Raw genomic sequence first — 15868 nt, 5'->3', positions numbered from 1 at the left:
GCATGCCTGTGCAACGTACCGACACGGCATTGACCGTGGAGCACCAGCAGCGCTTCCAGAGTCTGGACCAGCTATCGACGCTGATCGCGGTACTCCATCGCGACGGCACCGTGAAGTTTGCCAATGCCTCGCTGGAGAACACCCTGGGCTTGTCGCGGCGTACCTTGGAGGGAACGGAGTTCGCTGCTTTCTTCGCAGATCCTGCATTGCTGCAAACAGCGTTGACTGGAGCGCGAGAGCAGGATTTTGCCGCCCTGCGTTACGAGGCGGCACTCAAGCGTCTTCACCAGGACCCTGTGCCAGTGCATGTGAACGTCACAGTGGCCGAATCTCCTGAGGAGGTTATGGTGGAGCTGTGGCCGCTGGAGCAGCAGGCCCGTCAGGACCGGGAGGAGCGCCTGCGGGACCAGGCGCAAGCGAACAAGGAGCTCATCCGCAATCTAGCGCACGAGATCAAGAATCCCCTCGGTGGCATCCGCGGCGCAGCCCAGTTGCTGGAGATGGAGCTCGACAGCCGCGAACTGTCGGAGTACACCCAGGTCATCATCCATGAGGCCGACCGTCTGCAATCTTTGGTGGACCGTCTGTTGGCGCCGCACCGCCACCCCCATCTGGTCGGCGACGTGAACATTCACGAAGTCTGCGAGCGGGTGCGGTCGCTGATCCTGGTGGAGTACCCGCAAGGCCTAAAGGTACAGCGCGACTACGACATCTCCATCCCCGAGTTTCGGGGTGACCGTGCGCAGCTCATCCAGGCACTGCTGAATGTGGCGCAGAACGCTGCGCAGGCGCTGACCGAGCGGATTGCAAGGGGCGACGCCTGCATCACCCTGCGAACACGTGTGGCTCGGCAGGTTACTTTCGGGCGTCAACGCTACCGGCTGGCACTGGAATTGCATGTCATCGACAACGGCCCAGGCGTGCCCGATGCCATCAAGGAGCGGATTTTCTATCCCCTGGTGTCGGGCCGTGACGGCGGTTCAGGGCTCGGGCTCACCTTGGCGCAGACATTCGTACAACGCCATCACGGCCTGATCGAATGCGATAGCGTGCCGGGGCGCACGGACTTTCGCATCCTGATCCCGTTGCCCTAAGGTCTTGACGCAATCAATGGGAAGGTAGATCCACACATGAAGCCGATCTGGATAGTAGATGACGACCCCTCGATCCGCTTCGTCCTGGAGAAGGCGTTGGCAAGGGAAAGCCTTCCCACGCGCAGTTTTACCCATCCGCGTGAAGTGCTGGATGCCCTGGCAGATCTGGGGCAGGGGGACCCTGCCCGCCAGGGGCCGCAGGTTCTGGTGAGCGACATTCGCATGCCAGGCGGCTCGGGGCTTCAGTTGCTTGAGAAGGTGCGTGAACTGCAGCCTGGCCTTCCCGTCATCATCATGACGGCGTACTCGGATCTTGATAGTGCCGTCTCTGCATTCCAGCGTGGGGCTTTTGAGTACCTGCCCAAACCATTTGATTTGCCCAAGGCGGTAGAGTTGATCCACCGCGCTGTCGAAGAAAGTCAGCGCGAAGAGGTGGTGGAGGAGCGGCAGGCGGCCGCCCCAGAGATGTTGGGTCAGGCCCCCGCGATGCAGGACGTGTTCCGCGCCATTGGCCGCCTCAGTCAGAGTCAGGTGACGGTGCTGATCACCGGAGAGTCTGGATCTGGCAAGGAGTTGGTAGCCCGCGCTTTGCACAAGCACTCACCCTGCGCAGACGGCCCGTTTGTGGCGATCAACACAGCCGCGATTCCGAAAGACTTGTTGGAATCCGAGTTGTTCGGGCATGAGCGGGGGGCATTCACGGGGGCGCAAACCCAGAGGCGTGGGCGTTTTGAGCAGGCCGAGGGGGGGACCCTTTTTCTGGACGAGATTGGGGATATGCCCTTTGATCTTCAGACCCGCTTGCTTCGCGTTCTTTCGGACGGGCAGTTTTACCGCGTGGGAGGCCACGCTCCGGTCAAGGCCCATGTGCGCGTGATCGCTGCAACGCACCAAGACCTTGAGCGGCGGGTCAAAGAGGGGGGCTTCCGTGAGGATCTTTTCCACCGGCTGAATGTGATCCGACTGCGCTTGCCGCCCTTGCGCGAGCGGCCGGAGGATGTGCCGATGCTCACACGGCACTTTTTGCAGCAAAGTGCACGTCAGTTGGGGGTCGAACCCAAGCGGATCTCCGATGCTGCATTGGCGCGCCTGGAGCAGTTCGGGTTTCCCGGTAATGTGCGCCAGCTGGAGAACATTTGCCATTGGCTGACGGTGATGGCCCCCGCTCAGGTGATCTCTTTGCAGGACTTGCCGCCCGAGGTGTTGGATGCGCCTCTGGCGGGGTCTGTTGGTGGCGCGGGGGGGCACGTCTCGCAGGCGGCAGCTCAGTCGTCGTCAGAGCCCGCGCCGGCGGCTACACCCGTGGCGGTGGTGGGGGCGGAGTCCCCCTCCGCGTTGCCGCTGGCCGCCGCGAGCGTCGTGACTGGCAGCTCCAGCGTTGCCGAGGGAGCGACCTGGGAGTCAGGACTGGAGACCGAGGCCCAAAAGCTTCTTGCCGGAGGACATGCCGAAGTGTGGGACATTCTGACACGACGCTTTGAATCCAGGCTGATCCGCACGGCCTTGCACGCGACGCACGGACGGCGTATGGAGGCGGCACAACGTCTCGGTATCGGGCGCAACACCATCACCCGAAAGATTCAGGAGCTCGGACTCGATAGCGCCGACGAATCCTGATTGCGGGCTTTGCCGCGGCGGCGGTTCCCCGTATTCCCTTGGCATCTGCGGCATTTACCCGGTACAATCACGGCTTCACGACCAAACGGGCGGGTACCAACCGCCCGTTTTTTTTGGTCGCTCACTTTTGGAGCTCGAAGCCTCTGGGGGTTGTCGGGTTTTTCGTTTTTCCGGGATTGAACTGAAACACGTGGCGCTGCAGCAAATCGTTGAACAAACTGTGATCGGCCTGGGCTATGACCTCGTGGAGGTGGAGCGCTCTGCGGGCGGCCTGCTGCGTGTCACGATTGACCTGCCTTGGGCGCCGCCTCAAGCGGATGAGGCAGCGCATGAGCAGTTCGTTACCGTGGAAGATTGCGAGAAAGTCACGCGTCAGCTGCAGTTTGCGTTGGAGGTGGATGGCGTCGAGTACCGTCGGCTCGAAGTCTCCTCGCCGGGCATCGATCGCCCTTTGCGCCACGTCCAGGACTTCGAGCGTTTTACGGGGTCGGTGATCGACATCACCTTGAAGGCGCCGATGGGGGCTGCGGCAGGCGGGCAAGTCAGCGCCAATCGCAAGAAATTTCGTGGCACGTTGGAGCGGGCTGAAAACGGCGACTGGCAGATTGTGTGGAGTGACGAGGTGGTGATCAAGCCTGGTCAGAAAGTCAGCAAGAAGAGGGCGCCCGCGCCGGTGCATGTTCTCGGATTCAGCCTGGACGAGATTCGTGACGCACGACTGGCGCCGATCGTGGACTTCAAGGGACGTGGCGGCACCTCGGCGTGAGCCGGTAGGTGATTCATGGAGTGGCGGCCGGTGTTGCCGGATGCCAGCGCAGATTGAGAAATAGGAGAGTTGTCGCATGAACCGCGAACTGTTGATGTTGGTTGAAGCCATTTCGCGCGAGAAGAACGTCGAGCGGGACGTGGTCCTTGGAGCAGTGGAGTCTGCACTGGCTCAGGCCACCAAGAAGCTGTATCCCGGCGAAGTGGACATCCGCGTGTCGATTGATCGCGACAGCGGCAACTACGAAACCTTCCGCCGCTGGCTGGTCGTGCCAGACGACGCTGGCTTGCAGAATCCCGATGCGGAAGAGCTGCTGATGGATGCGCGGGAGCGGATTGCAGACATCGAAGTGGGCGAGTACATCGAGGAGTCGGTGGAGTCAGTGCCGATTGGTCGTATCGGCGCCATGGCAGCCAAGCAGGTGATCTTGCAAAAGATTCGCGACGCAGAGCGCGAGATGCTGCTCAATGACTTCATGTCGCGTGGAGAAAAGATTTTCACCGGCACGGTCAAGCGCATGGACAAGGGCGACATCATTGTTGAGTCTGGTCGTGTCGAGGGGCGTCTGCGCCGGGGCGAGATGATCCCCAAGGAGAACCTGCGTACGGGCGATCGCGTGCGCGCCATGATCATGGAGGTGGATCTCACCCTGCGCGGTGCGCCCATCATCCTTTCGCGGTCGGCTCCGGAATTCATGATCGAACTGTTCCGGCAGGAAGTGCCCGAGATCGAGCAAGGTCTGCTGGAGATCAAGAGCTGCGCCAGGGACCCTGGCTCGCGAGCCAAGATTGCCGTGCTGAGCCATGACAAGCGGGTGGATCCCATCGGCACCTGCGTGGGGGTGCGCGGTACCCGAGTGAATGCCGTGACCAACGAGCTGGCCGGCGAGCGGGTCGATATTGTGCTCTGGTCCGAAGACCCAGCCCAGTTCGTGATCGGCGCGCTGGCTCCCGCCAACGTCCAGTCCATCGTGGTGGATGAGGAAAAGCACGCCATGGACGTTGTGGTGGACGAAGAGAACCTCGCCATCGCAATCGGACGTGGCGGCCAGAATGTGCGCCTGGCTTCTGACCTCACGGGTTGGAAGATCAACATCATGGACGCGAACGAGTCGGCTCAGAAGCAGGCGGAAGAAACCACCGCCGTTCGGGCGCTCTTCATGGAAAAGCTCGACGTGGATGAAGAGATTGCGGACATCCTGATCGCCGAGGGCTTTACCAGCCTTGAGGAAGTGGCCTATGTGCCGCTGGCCGAAATGCTGGAAATCGAGAGCTTCGACGAGGAAACGGTGAACGAACTCCGGGCGCGAGCCAAGGATGCTCTGTTGACCATCGAGATTGCGCGCGAAGAAAGCGTCGAAGAGGTCTCCCAGGATCTGCGCGATCTGGAAGGCCTGACGCCCGAGCTGATCGCCAAGCTGGCCCAGGGTGGTGTGCATACGCGTGACGAACTGGCCGATTTGGCCATCGACGAACTGACCGACCTGACCGGCCAGTCCGAGGAAGAAGCGAAAGCCCTGATTCTGAAGGCGCGTGAACATTGGTTCAGCGCAGGGCAGCAGTAAGGGTCAGGGAGGCAAGAACCGTATATGTCGAGTAACACTGTCGCCGAGTTCGCCAACGAGCTCAAGAAGTCCCCTGAAATCCTGCTGGACCAGCTGCGTGCAGCCGGTGTGGGCAAGGCGTCTCCCGCCGACCCGCTGACTGAGTCGGACAAGCAAAAGCTGCTGACATACCTTCAGGCCAGCCACGGTACCCTCAGCGCGGACCGCAAGAAGATCACGCTGGTGAAGAAGTCGACCAGCGAAATCAAGCAGGCCGATGCCAGCGGCAAGGCCCGTACCATCCAAGTGGAGGTGCGTAAGAAGCGCACCTTCATCAAGCGTGAGGATGGTCTGGATGCGACCGCCGAAGGTGAGGCTTCAGTCCAAGGAGCCGCTGCCCAGAGCGATGCAGAAGCGCTGCAGCAGCAGGAGCTGACTCGTCGCGAAGAGGAGGCGCGCCGTCAGGCCGAGTTGATCCGCCGTCAGGAGGAAGAGCTGGCTCAAAAACGCAAGGAGCGTGAAGAGCGCGAACTCAAGGAACGCGAAGCTGAAGAGCGCGCTGCGGCATATGCTGCCGAGGAGGCCGCCAAGCGAGCCCAAGCCAGCGCTCAGAAGGCGGAGGCAGCTCGCGAGCAGGCGGCAGAAGCGGCGGCCCGCGAAAAGGCCGCTGCCGAGGCGCGTGAGAAAGCTGCTGCGGAATCGGCGGCCCGGTCTGCAGAAGAAACGGCCCGCGCAGCCGATCTTGAGGCCCGCCGTCGCAAGGCGGAAGCCGAGGCGGCCGCCATCCGCTCAATGCTGGCGGCGCCCAAGCGTGCGGTCATGGTGGCCAAGAAACCTGAGGAAGCCAAGCCGGTGGCCAAGCCTGCCGGAGCCGATGCCAAGAAGGGCACGCTGCATAAGCCTGCGACGGGCTCTGCCACGGCAGGGGCAGCGCGTACGGGTGCTGCCGCACCTGCCGCCGGTGCGGGCAATAAGGAAGTCAAGTCGTCCAAGCTGTCGTCCAGCTGGGCCAACGACACCGCGAAAAAGAAGGAAATCAAAACCCGCGGCGACAGTAGTGGCGGCGTGGGTCGCAACAACTGGCGCGCCGGTCCGCGTGGTCGCCGTGGCAATGATCGCGACCGCGACGACCACCAGCAAGCGGCCGCTGCCGAGGCGCGCATCATCGAAGTGCACGTGCCAGAGACCATTACGGTGGCTGAGCTCGCGCACAAGATGTCGATCAAAGCCTCCGAGGTCATCAAGACGCTGATGAAGATGGGCCAGATGGTCACCATCAACCAGCCGCTGGACCAAGATACGGCCATGATCGTCGTGGAAGAAATGGGCCACAAGGCCGTGGTGGCGGCTCTGGACGATCCAGAAGCCTTCACGGCCGAGGAGTCGGCGGCGATGCAGCAGGCCGAAGCCCTGCCGCGCGCCCCGGTGGTCACCGTCATGGGCCACGTTGACCATGGCAAGACCTCGCTGTTGGACTACATCCGCCGCACCAAGGTGGCGGCTGGCGAAGCCGGTGGGATTACGCAGCATATCGGTGCGTACCACGTCGAAACGCCGCGCGGCATGGTGTCCTTCCTCGACACCCCGGGCCACGAGGCCTTCACGGCCATGCGGGCCCGCGGCGCTCAGGCGACCGACATCGTCATTCTGGTCGTGGCCGCCGATGATGGTGTGATGCCCCAGACCAAAGAGGCGATCAAGCACGCCAAGGCCGCCAAGGTGCCGATCGTGGTGGCAATCACCAAGGCCGACAAGCCCGATGCCAACCCCGACCGCGTGAAGCAGGAACTGGTGGTTGAAGAGGTCGTGCCTGAAGAGTACGGCGGTGATTCGCCTTTTGTGCCCGTCTCTTCCAAGACGGGCATGGGCATCGACGAGTTGCTCGAGCAGGTGCTGCTGCAGGCGGAAGTGCTGGAGCTCAAGGCGCCGGTGGATGCCGCCGCCAAGGGCCTGGTCATTGAGGCCCAGCTCGACAAGGGCCGCGGCCCGGTGGCTACGGTCCTCGTCCAGTCGGGCACGCTCAAAGTGGGTGATGTGGTACTGGCCGGCCAGACCTATGGCCGTGTGCGCGCCATGCTGGATGAAAACGGCCGTGCCACCAAGTCGGCAGGTCCTTCTATTCCAGTCGAGATCCAGGGCCTGTCGGACGTGCCGCAAGCTGGCGACGAGTTCATGGTGCTTGCCGACGAACGCCGTGCCCGTGAGATTGCCACCTACCGTGCAGGCAAGTTCCGCAATACGAAGCTGGCCAAGCAGCAGGCGGCCAAGCTGGAGAACGTGTTTGCCGAGATGCAGGCAGGCGAAGTTCAGACGTTGCCGATCATCATCAAGGCCGACGTGCAGGGTTCGCAGGAGGCGCTTGCTGCTTCGTTGCTCAAGCTGTCGACGGACGAGATCAAGGTCCAGCTGGTGTATGCCGGCGTGGGCGGCATCAGCGAGTCGGACATCAACCTGGCTATTGCCTCGAAGGCCATCGTCATCGGCTTTAACGTCCGTGCCGACACCGGCGCGCGCAAGACGGCAGAGACCAACGATGTGGACATCCACTACTACAACATCATCTACGACGCCGTGGACGAGTTGAAGGCAGCCATGTCCGGGATGCTGGCGCCCGAGCAGCGTGAAGAGGAGATCGGTACGGCCGAGATCCGCACGGTGTTCGTGGCGTCCAAGATCGGTACGGTGGCGGGTTCGTACGTCACCTCGGGCCAGGTCACGCGCAACTGCAAGTTCCGCCTGCTGCGCGATAACGTGGTTATCTACACGGGCGAAGTCGAGTCGGTGCGCCGCCTCAAGGACGACGTCAAGGAAGTCAAGGAAGGCTTCGAGTGCGGTATCAAGCTCCGGAACTACAACGACATCAAGGAAGGTGATCAGTTGGAGTTCTTCGAGATCAAGGAAATCGCCCGGACGCTGTAAGCCATGCCTGCGAAGAAGTCGTCTGCGCCCAATCGCGCGTTCAAAGTGGCCGACCAGATTCAGCGCGATCTGACGGAGCTGATCGCGCGCGAGCTCAAGGACCCCCGTGTTGGCATGGTCACGCTGCAGGGTGTGGAAGTCACGCCCGACTACGCCCATGCCAAGGTGTTCTTCAGTTTGCTGACGGGTGACCCGCAGGAGACGCAGGACGCGCTGAACCAGGCCGCAGGTTTCTTGCGCAATGGCTTGTTCAAGCGTCTGCATATCCATACGGTGCCGACCTTGCACTTCGTTTTTGATCGTACGACCGAGCGCGCAGCGGACATGAACGCGCTGATCGCCAAGGCGATCGCCACCCGGGCCAAGGACGACTGAGCGATGCACGACGCCGGGCTGCCCCAAGGTGCCTTGGCCTCCTTGGGGGAGGCCGGTGCACGGCCTGCTGAGGCCGCTCGCGCACCGCGGGTGCGCATCCAGCGCCGCCCGGTGCACGGGGTGCTGCTGCTGGACAAGCCCCTGGGTCTGTCGAGCAACGATGCTTTGCAAAAGGCCAAGTGGCTGCTGCGGGCCGAGAAGGCTGGGCACACCGGCACCCTCGATCCTTTGGCCACCGGGGTTTTGCCTCTGTGCTTTGGTGCAGCCACCAAGTTCAGCCAGATCCAGCTCGAAGCGCCCAAGCGCTACACCGCTGTGGCTCGGCTCGGCGTGACCACCAGCACGGGAGATGCCGAAGGCGCAGTGCTGGAGCGTCGTGCGGTGGATCTGGGCGTGGTGACCGCCTTGCTGCCTGCAGTGCGCGAGCGCTTTCTGGGCCTGATCCAGCAGGTGCCGCCCATGCACAGCGCGCTCAAGAAAGACGGCAAAGCGCTGTACGAATATGCGCGTGCTGGCATTGAAGTGGAACGTGAGCCGCGGACAGTGCACATCCACGCGCTCGATCTGCGGCTGGAGGTGCTGGAGGACGGCACCGCCCAACTGCTCATCGATGTCGCCTGCTCCAAGGGGACCTACATCCGCACACTGGGCGAAGACCTGGGCGTTGCGCTGGGTTGCGGTGCCCACTTGACGCTGCTGCGCCGCACCGAGACCGGTGGCATCGGCTTGGGGGGCTGTGTGAGCTTGGCCGCACTGGAGTCCATGAACGAAGCGGAGCGTTGGGCCTGTCTACAGCCGGTTGAGTGTCTGCTCGGAGCCTATCCGTCGATCACGCTCGATGAAGCGTCCGCCGGACGTTTCCTGTCGGGGGTTCGCCGCCGAGGTGCATGGGCCGATGCTCCGGCGGTTGCCGTGTTCGGTGCACGCCCTCGTGCATTGCTGGGCGTCGGGCATGTGACGGCGGGAGAGTTGATCCCCGACCGCTTGCTCAGCCCTCTGGAGATTCAACAGATTTTGGAAGGACCGCCGCGCCTCAATGCCAGCGGCACATTGGAAACACTATGAGCAAACAGATTCGCAATATCGCCATCATCGCGCACGTCGACCATGGCAAGACCACCATGGTGGACCAGTTGCTGCGCCAGTCCGGCACCTTCGCCGACCACGAGAAGGTGGTGGATACGGTGATGGACAACAACGCCATCGAACGTGAGCGTGGCATCACCATTCTGGCCAAGAACTGTGCCGTGTCGTGGAAGGGCACGCACATCAACATCGTGGACACTCCGGGCCACGCGGACTTCGGTGGTGAAGTCGAGCGAGCGCTTTCCATGGTCGATGGCGTGCTGCTGCTCATCGATGCGCAAGAAGGCCCCATGCCGCAGACGCGCTTTGTGACCAAGAAGGCGCTGGCCCTGGGCCTCAAGCCCATCGTCGTGGTCAACAAGGTGGACAAGCCGGGCGCCGCGCCCGACAAGGTGATCAACGCCGCGTTTGACCTGTTTGACAAGCTGGGCGCCACCGACGAGCAACTCGACTTCCCGGTGGTGTATGCCTCGGGCATCAACGGCTGGAGCTCGCTCGAAGAGGGCGCGCCTGGCGAGCAGTGGGGCACCGACATGTCGGCGCTGTTTGACACCGTGCTGCAGCACGTGCCCGCCAATTCGGGCGATCCGGCGGCACCGCTGCAGCTGCAGATCTCGGCACTGGATTTCTCCACTTTTGTGGGCCGTATCGGTGTGGGCCGCGTGAGCCAGGGCACGATCAAGCCCGGCATGGATGTGGTGGTGATGGAAGGCCCGGATGGCAAGTCCACCAAGGGCCGCATCAACCAGGTGCTGACCTTCCAGGGCCTGGACCGCATGCAGACCCCCGAGGCGGGCCCGGGCGACATCGTGCTGGTCAACGGCATTGACGAGATCGGCATCGGCGTGACCGTGACCGACCCGAACAACCCCCAGCCGCTGCCCATGCTGAAGGTGGACGAGCCCACCCTGACCATGAACTTCTGCGTGAACACATCGCCGCTGGCCGGGCGTGAGGGCAAGTTCGTGACCAGCCGGCAGATCTGGGACCGCCTGCAGAAGGAACTGCAGCACAACGTGGCCTTGCGCGTGAAGGAAACGGACGAAGACGGCATTTTTGAAGTCTCGGGCCGCGGCGAACTGCACCTGACCATCCTGCTGGAAAACATGCGCCGCGAAGGCTACGAACTGGCGGTGTCCAAGCCGCGCGTGGTGTTCAAGGACATCAACGGCGAGCGCTGCGAGCCCATCGAACTCGTGACGGCCGATATCGAAGAGCAACACCAGGGGGGCGTGATGCAGGCCCTGGGCGAGCGCAAGGGCGAGTTGGTGAACATGGAGCCCGATGGCCGTGGCCGTGTTCGCCTGGAGTACCGCATTCCGGCGCGCGGCCTGATCGGCTTCTCGAACGAATTCCTGAACCTCACCCGCGGCTCGGGCCTGATCTCCAACATCTTCGACAGCTATGAGCCGCACAAGGGCGACATCGGCGGTCGCAAGAACGGTGTGCTGATCTCCATGGACGACGGTGAAATCTTCACCTACGCGCTGGGCAAGCTCGACGACCGCGGCCGCATGTTCGTGCGCGCAGGCGATCCGGTGTACGAGGGCATGATCGTGGGCATCCACAGCCGCGACAACGACCTGGTGGTGAACGCCACGCGCACCAAGCAGCTCACCAACTTCCGCGTGTCGGGCAAGGAAGACGCGATCAAGATTACGCCCCCCATCGAGCTCACGCTGGAGTACGGGGTCGAGTTCATCGAGGACGACGAACTCGTCGAGATCACGCCCAAGAGCATCCGCCTGCGCAAGCGCTTCCTGAAGGAGCACGAGCGCAAGCGCGCCAGCCGTGACGGCGCCTGAGCGCCGGACACAGGCCCCGGGCGTAGCACCGGGGGCGAGTGGCCCGCGCTTTCTCGCCGGGCTCACACACGGGCGTGCCGTGTGGCTGATGGTGGCCGTGACGCTGATGTGGTCGATTGCCGGGGTGGTCACACGCCACCTGGAGCATGCCCGCAGCTTTGAGGTGACCTTCTGGCGCAGCTTTTTCATGCTGGTGTCGCTGATGGTGCTGTTGCCGCTGCTGCAAGGGCGCGCGGTATTTGGCACGCTGCGCCGCGGTGGGGTGGCGTTGTGGCTGTCCGGCCTGTGCTGGAGCGTAATGTTCACCGCGTTCATGGTGGCCATCCTGCTCATGCCGGTGGCCAACGTGCTGGTCACCATGGCAGCCGGTCCGTTGCTCACAGCGCTCATGGCGCGGGTTTTCATTGGGCACCACATCGCGCCTCGTACCTGGGGTGCCATTGGTCTTGCGGGGCTGGGTATCGCCTGGATGTACGGCTCCCAGATCGCTGGTGTGTCGCTGACAGGCGTGCTCGTGGCGGCCGGTGTCCCCTTGGCGGCGGCAGCGAACTGGACGGTGGTGCAGCATTCGCAACGCCATGGTCACGCGGTGGATCTGGTGCCCGCGGTGCTGATCGGTGCTGCGCTGTCGTCGCTGGCCACGCTGCCGCTGTCGCTGCCGTTTCAGGCGTCTGCGCACGACCTGGGCCTGCTGGCACTGCTCGGACTCGTGCAACTGGCCATCCCCTGCGTGCTGGTGGTGTACTGCGGCCGGGTGCTCAAGGCGCCCGAGATCGCATTGCTCGGCCTGCTGGAAGTGATCTTCGGCATTTTGCTGGCCTGGGTGGGCGCGGGCGAGCGTCCGTCGCAGGCCGTGCTCGTGGGCGGCGTGCTCGTGATCGGCGCGCTGGTGTTGAACGAACTGCTTGGATGGAAGGAACAACGATGACGGAGACAACCGCAGAAGTACTGGCCGAGGTGCGAGGCCGTGTAGGCTTGATCACCCTGAACCGCCCCAAGGCGCTGAACGCGCTGTCGCTGGGCATGGTGCGCAGCCTCATGGCCACACTGCTGGCCTGGAAGCACGACGACCGCGTGCTGGCGGTGGCCATTCGCGGTAACGGGCGCGAGGGTGCTTTCGGTGCGTTCTGTGCGGGCGGCGACATCCGCTTTCTGCACCAGGCGGGCAGCACTGGCAACCCGCAGCTCGAAGACTTCTTCACCGAGGAATACACCCTCAACCACCTGATCCACCATTACCCCAAGCCGTACATCGCCTTCATGGACGGTATCGTCATGGGCGGCGGTATGGGCATCAGCCAGGGTGGCTCGGTGCGCATCGTCACGGAACGTACCAAGATGGCCATGCCCGAGACGGCCATCGGCCTGTTCCCCGACGTGGGGGGCGGCTACTTCCTCAGCCGCTGCCCGGGCCGCGTGGGCGAGTGGCTGGCGCTCACGGGCGATGCCATCGGCGCCGGGGATGCCATTGCGTTCGGTCTGGCCGATGGCTGTGTGCCGTCCGAGCGGCAGGCGGCGCTGTGGGAGGCGCTGGCCACACAGGCTTTTGCCGATGCCGCCGCCGTCGAAGCACTGGTTGCTACATATTTTGTAGCTGCTCCGCCAGCGTTGGAAAGCACGAGGCCCGATATTGATGCCCACTTTGCACACGACTCCGTGGCCGCCATCGTGCGCTCGCTGGAGTGCGCCGAAGGCAACGCCTGGGCCCCGATGACGGCGGCCACGCTGCGCAAGCGTTCGCCCCTGATGCTGCATGTGGTGCTGGAACAGATCCGCCGTGCCCGCGGCATGGACCTGGCGGCCGACCTCCGCATGGAGCGCGACATGGTGCGCCACTGCTTCTACCTGCGCCCCGGGCAAAGCGAAACCGTGGAGGGCATCCGCGCCCTGGCCGTGGACAAGGACCACAGTCCGCGCTGGAACCCCGCCCGCATTGAGGACGTGACGCCGGACATGGTGGCCCCGTTCTTTGAAAGCCCCTGGCCCGCCCACGCACATCCGCTGGCCACGCTGGCCTGATTGTGCTGCACCTGTGCTGTGGCGCAGGCGCAGCCGGCGGCAGCACCGGCCCTGCACGTCAGAGCTGCGGGTGCAGTGCGCTGACCAGCGTCCAGAGCTGGGAGCGCGGCAGCGGCGCGCTGAGCGCGTAGCCAAAGCCCTGGTCCACCCAGTAGAACGCTGGCACCGGACCTTCGTCCAGAAACTCGAATGCCGTGGTGGCCGCTGCGCCGGGGGCCGCCAGAGCCCCCACGTACAGCGTGGCCCGCACGCCGGCCGCGTTCTGGTACATGAACTGTGCACGGGGCCCGCTGTCGCCAGGCAACAGCCGACCACCCATCAGTTCAAAGCCCTGCGGCTGGAGATTGGGCACCGCCAGCGGCCGCCCCAGGCGCTTTGAGAGCCAGGCTACCAGGTGGTCCTGCTGAGCGGCCGTGACCTCCACCGGATGGCGCACCTCTGGCTGAAAGACGGCATGCGCCATGGAGGCCTGTTGCGCAAAACGCCGAGGCTCCGCCGCCAGCGTGTACGGGGTGGCAGGCGCGCCGCGTTGTGATTGGGCCATGGTGGGCGCAGCCCCCGACCCTGGGGGCCACCCCTCGCGCGCCAGCCAGCCCAGACCGAACGCCAGACCCACGCAGGCCGCCACGGCCGATCGGTTCCACCAGCGGCGTGCCTGCGCCCATTGCGTGTGCGCCTGCTGCGCCTTCCTGGCTGCTTCTTCAAGCCGTGCGCTAGGCGTGGGCTCAGGCTGCGCACCGGCCAGTGCCCGCAATTGAGCGCGTTGCTGTGCCCAGGCAGCGGCCGCTTCCTGCGCGGTTGCACCGTCGGTCTGCCACTTCGCCCACAGCCTTGCCGCCTGTTGCGGCGACAGACGACCGTCTGCCCATGCGTGCAGCAAGGGATCGTCAAGGGGTGGATCTGAGGGCTTCATGGGGGGCTCAGGGGGCAGGCGCATTCCAGTGGTGGGACAGGTCACTTCAATCGCCGCAGGCGGGGCCGTGCAGCGCTGGCAGGAGAGACGCCCGCCGGTGGCGTGGGGGCCAGCGGTGCGTCGGTTCCGGCGGTGTTGTCCATAAAGCCACGCAGCCGCTCGCGGGCGCGCGCCAGGCGCGACATCACCGTACCCACCGGAATGCCCAGCACGGCGGCTGCTTCAGCGTACGGCATGTCTTCCACGGTCACCAGGAGCAGCACCGCACGCTGCTCGGGCGGCAGGCGCTGCAGGCCCCGCTCCAGGTCCAGTGTCAGGTCCGTGGGCTGTTCGGTGGCTGCCAGGGGCAGGTCTTGCGGGTCCAGGTCCACCCAGGCGTTGGGGCCAGGATGGCCACGCTGCTGGTTCAGGTAAATGCGGTGCATCAAAGTGAACAGCCAGGCCCGAAGATCGGTGCCAGTACGCCAGAGCAGCCATTTGCGGCACGCGCGCTCCAGTGTGTCTTGCACCAGATCGTCGGCCGCCCAGGCATTGCCCGTGAGCAGACGCGCGTAGCGTCGCAACCCGGGCAGATGGTCGCTGAGCTGAATGCTGTCCACCGCGGAATACAGGCGAAGCCAGCAGCCGTGTCGTCTGTGCCTCAGGGGCGCGCCAGCCGCCAGACGTTGTTGAAGCCGTCGCCCGTGCGGTCGCCAGGTTTCGCATCCTTGGCCCAGTAGTACAGCGGCTTGCCTTTGTAGGCCAACTGACGGCTGCCGTCGTCGCGTGTGACCACGCTGTAAGGTTCCCCGCCTACGGCGCTGGTGGCTACTCCGTAGTCACCACTGGCGCGGGATTCCTTGACCAGCAGCGGTGGCCAATTGGTCGCACACGGGCCGTTGCACACCGATTTGCCGTTGCCCGCGGTATCGCGGTCAAACGTGTAGAGCGTCATGCCGTTCGGGCCGACCAGTACGCCGTCCTTGGCCTGCACGGGAACGGAAGGGGGAGCGGCGCAGGCAGCCAGCAAAACGGCGGACGAGAGGGCGAGGGCCAGGGTCTTCATGAGGGTCTCCGGTAGATGCCAGCCTGCACGATGCACGCCGCGCATGTACGAGAACACAGGGCAGCGCGCCTTTATTCCCGTCCCGCGCAAAAAAACCACGCCGTCGCTTCAGCGGTGGCGGCTCTTCATGACACGTTCAATCTCGCGCTTGCCTTCGCGGTCCTTGATGGTGTCGCGCTTGTCATGTTCTGCCTTGCCTTTGGCCAGCGCAAGGTCGCATTTTGCTCGGCCGTTCTTCCAGTGCAGATTCAGTGGGACCAGTGTGTAGCCTTTCTGTTCCACCTTGCCGATCAGACGTCTGATCTCGTCCTTGTGCAACAGCAGCTTGCGCGTACGTGCGGCCTCCGGGTTGACATGGGTGGAGGCTGTTCGGAGCGGGTTGATCTGGCAGCCGATCAGAAACAACTCGCCGTCCTTGATCACCACGTACCCATCCGTGAGCTGTACCTTGCCCTCGCGCAGGGCTTTGACTTCCCAGCCTTGCAGCACCATGCCGGCCTCGTGATGCTCTTCAAAGAAGTAGTTGAACGCGGCTTTTTTGTTGTCGGCGATGCGGGAGGAGGTGTCTGGTTTCTTGGCCATGGGGATATAGATGCGGCCCTGCGGCAGGGTTCAAGCCCTCCCTACAATGCGCGCTGGGAAGCCTGCGATTCTAGTGGCCCCGGCGGCTACGCCGGTGGCGGGCT

General features: G+C 64.0%; 14 protein-coding genes. 10 read left to right on the top strand and 4 right to left on the bottom strand.

What is annotated here, in order from left to right:
• Positions 1-2: 2 nt before the first annotated feature.
• From glnL to ABD866_RS01095, 10 genes are all read left to right on the top strand, one after another.
• Positions 3-1094, top strand: coding sequence for a nitrogen regulation protein NR(II) (glnL, locus tag ABD866_RS01140; RefSeq protein WP_425549526.1), 1092 nt, complete (start codon positions 3-5; stop codon positions 1092-1094).
• A 36-nt stretch (positions 1095-1130) separates the two neighbouring features.
• On the top strand, positions 1131-2711 hold the full coding sequence (gene ntrC, locus ABD866_RS01135) for a nitrogen regulation protein NR(I) (protein WP_345060376.1): 1581 nt from the start codon (positions 1131-1133) through the stop codon (positions 2709-2711).
• A gap of 190 nt (positions 2712-2901) precedes the next feature.
• Positions 2902-3477, top strand: a complete 576-nt coding sequence (gene rimP, locus ABD866_RS01130) for a ribosome maturation factor RimP (protein ID WP_345060466.1) — start codon at positions 2902-2904, stop codon at positions 3475-3477.
• 76 nt (positions 3478-3553) lie between these two features.
• On the top strand, positions 3554-5041 hold the full coding sequence (gene nusA / locus ABD866_RS01125; protein WP_345060374.1) for a transcription termination factor NusA: 1488 nt from the start codon (positions 3554-3556) through the stop codon (positions 5039-5041).
• A 24-nt stretch (positions 5042-5065) separates the two neighbouring features.
• Positions 5066-7939 (top strand): translation initiation factor IF-2, encoded by a 2874-nt coding sequence (infB, locus tag ABD866_RS01120; RefSeq protein ID WP_345060372.1) that lies wholly within the window; start codon positions 5066-5068, stop codon positions 7937-7939.
• 3 nt (positions 7940-7942) lie between these two features.
• Positions 7943-8314, top strand: coding sequence for a 30S ribosome-binding factor RbfA (gene rbfA, locus ABD866_RS01115; protein ID WP_345060370.1), 372 nt, complete (start codon positions 7943-7945; stop codon positions 8312-8314).
• Positions 8315-8317: 3 nt separating this feature from the next.
• The gene (truB, locus tag ABD866_RS01110; protein ID WP_345060368.1) at positions 8318-9379 is read left to right on the top strand and encodes a tRNA pseudouridine(55) synthase TruB; all 1062 of its coding nucleotides are present in this window, start codon (positions 8318-8320) and stop codon (positions 9377-9379) included.
• The gene (gene typA, locus ABD866_RS01105) at positions 9376-11205 is read left to right on the top strand and encodes a translational GTPase TypA (protein ID WP_345060366.1); all 1830 of its coding nucleotides are present in this window, start codon (positions 9376-9378) and stop codon (positions 11203-11205) included. Before truB ends, typA begins: the two co-directional genes overlap by 4 nt.
• Positions 11206-11293: 88 nt before the next feature.
• Complete coding sequence (locus ABD866_RS01100; RefSeq protein WP_345060464.1) at positions 11294-12133, top strand: DMT family transporter; 840 nt, start codon at positions 11294-11296, stop codon at positions 12131-12133.
• Positions 12130-13224 (top strand): enoyl-CoA hydratase/isomerase family protein, encoded by a 1095-nt coding sequence (locus ABD866_RS01095; protein WP_345060364.1) that lies wholly within the window; start codon positions 12130-12132, stop codon positions 13222-13224. Before ABD866_RS01100 ends, ABD866_RS01095 begins: the two co-directional genes overlap by 4 nt.
• Before the next feature lie 58 nt (positions 13225-13282).
• Here ABD866_RS01095 and ABD866_RS01090 read toward each other — a convergent pair whose 3' ends face one another.
• The 4 genes from ABD866_RS01090 to smpB all read right to left on the bottom strand — a co-directional run bounded on the left by ABD866_RS01090 (position 13283) and on the right by smpB (position 15764).
• Entirely contained in the window at positions 13283-14137 is an 855-nt protein-coding gene (locus ABD866_RS01090) for an anti-sigma factor family protein (RefSeq protein WP_345060362.1), read from the bottom strand.
• Between the two features lie 41 nt (positions 14138-14178).
• Positions 14179-14736: an RNA polymerase sigma factor gene (locus ABD866_RS01085; protein WP_345060360.1), complete on the bottom strand. Its 558-nt coding sequence runs from the start codon at positions 14734-14736 to the stop codon at positions 14179-14181.
• A 41-nt stretch (positions 14737-14777) separates the two neighbouring features.
• Positions 14778-15182, bottom strand: a complete 405-nt coding sequence (locus ABD866_RS01080; RefSeq protein ID WP_345060358.1) for a hypothetical protein — start codon at positions 15180-15182, stop codon at positions 14778-14780.
• A 108-nt stretch (positions 15183-15290) separates the two neighbouring features.
• Entirely contained in the window at positions 15291-15764 is a 474-nt protein-coding gene (gene smpB, locus ABD866_RS01075) for an SsrA-binding protein SmpB (RefSeq protein ID WP_345060356.1), read from the bottom strand.
• Between the last annotated feature and the right edge of the window lie 104 nt (positions 15765-15868).

Origin of the sequence: Acidovorax lacteus, from assembly GCF_039540375.1 — a bacterium.
Classification (GTDB): domain Bacteria; phylum Pseudomonadota; class Gammaproteobacteria; order Burkholderiales; family Burkholderiaceae_C; genus Acidovorax_G; species Acidovorax_G lacteus.
This window is presented reverse-complemented; position numbering and strand designations above follow the sequence as displayed.